Here is a 1,787-nt window from a genome sequence, read left to right on the forward strand (position 1 = left end):
GCCGGCGCTGGAGGCGTGGGCGCGCGAGGCGGCGGGCCGGTGGGTCGCGGCCCGGCAGCTCGGCGCCCATCTCGCCGCCGAGCCGGGGCTGCGGGCGGCGCTACGGGACCTGCTCGACGGACCCGGGGGGCGGTGAGCCGTGCAACCGGTCATCGTGCTGCTGCTGATCGCCGTGTGGATCGGCGCGATGTGGCTGGGGTTCACGGTCGTGTTCCCCGTGCTGTTCCCCGCGACGCTGGCCGTCGCCGGGGCCGCCGCCCTCGGCCTGTACTACCTGCACGCCTGCCGCACGCTCGTCCCGTCCACGCGGGAGGGCCCGTCCCCGGTCGCCTCCCCGGACGTGGCCTACCGGCACTACCTGCTCGCCCAGGTGTGGCGGGACTGGTGGACGATCACCCGGACCGTCGTGCCACAGGTGTGGACGACCGCGTCGGGCATCGTCGTGCGCCTCACCCGGACTCTGCTCGGCGGGCTGTGGGGGTTCTTCGCGTTCCCGATCTGGGTGGCGCTGTGCGCGGGGATCGTCGCCGCGGCCGTCCCCGCCGGGGTGTTCGTGCTGGCGCTGACCGTCCTGTACGGGCTGGTCGCGGCGGTCGGGCTGGCGGGATGGCTGGCGTGCGTGCTGGTCCTGGCCGCGGTCGAGCGCGTGTTCATGGCCTACGGGCGGATCCTGCAGACCTGCCCGCATCCGTTCTGCTACGAGCGGATCGGACTGCCGGAGTACGAGTGCCCCGGGTGCGGCGCCCGGCACCGGCGGCTGGCGCCGGGCGCGGGCGGCGCGTTCCGGCACGTGTGCCGGTGCGGGGCGCGGCTGCCCACGACCGTCCCGCTCGGCCGTTTCCGGCTCGCCGCGTACTGCCCGCACTGCGGCGGGCGGCTGCCCGAGCGGATCGGCCGGGTCCGCGTGGAGCCGCTGCCGTTCGTCGGCGGCCCCGCCGCGGGCAAGACCACCTTCATGGTCCTCGGCATCCGGGCGCTGCACGAGCGGGCCAACGCGGTGCGGGGACGGCTGGCGTTCGTGGAACGGAAGCACGCCCAGGCGTACGCGGGGGCGATACGCGAGTTCCAGCGCGGCGGACGGCTCGCGAAGACCGGACCGGAACTGCCGCAGGCGACCATGGTGGACGTGGAGCTGCCGGGGCGCGCGCGGCGCATCCTGTACCTGTTCGACCCCGCGGGCGAGCACTACACGGGCGCGACCGAGGTGGAGTCGCTGCGTTACCTCGATCACGGCGAGGCGCTGCTGTTCGTGGTGGACCCGTTCGCGCTCCCGCAGGTCAGGCGCTCCCTGACGAGCGACGAGCGGCGGTTCGTGGACGAGGCGGCGGCCTCGTCGGAGGAGGACCCCGCCGACACGCTGCAGCGGCTGCTGAACGAGCTGCGGTCGCGGCCGGACCAGGGCCGGCAGAAGCGCGTCGCGGTCGTCGTCACCAAGGTCGACCTGCTGACCCGCACGGAGATCGGCCGCTGCCTCGGCGACGGGGCCGACCTGCGCGGCTGGCTCGGCCGGGTCGGGCTCGGCAACACCGTCCGGACCCTCGACAAGGTCGCCGGGCAGGTCCGCTACCTGGCCTCCGGGCTGGCCACCGAGCCCGCCGGCGTCGCCGACCTGCTCGGCTGGGTGTGCGGGCTGACCGCCGGCGGGCCGGACGACCGGACGGCCGCGGACGGCCCCGCGCCGGCGGCCCCGGAGGTCCCCGGCGTGCCGGGGACGGCGGCCGACTACGTCCGGCTGCTCGCCGACACCCTCCGCTTCGCCTGAGCGGACGACACGGCGAGCGACCCCG

1 protein-coding gene is annotated in these 1,787 nt (G+C 76.0%); it reads left to right on the top strand.

The window, feature by feature from the left end; all coding sequences use genetic code 11:
* The first annotated feature begins 139 nt into the window (after nt 1-139).
* A complete protein-coding gene (locus E1291_RS41255) occupies nt 140-1,762 on the top strand; it encodes a TRAFAC clade GTPase domain-containing protein (RefSeq protein ID WP_242614699.1) in 1,623 nt (540 codons plus the stop codon).
* The last annotated feature ends 25 nt before the right edge of the window (nt 1,763-1,787 follow it).

The sequence above is a fragment of the Actinomadura roseirufa genome (assembly GCF_900659635.1).
Lineage (GTDB): Bacteria > Actinomycetota > Actinomycetes > Streptosporangiales > Streptosporangiaceae > Spirillospora > Spirillospora roseirufa.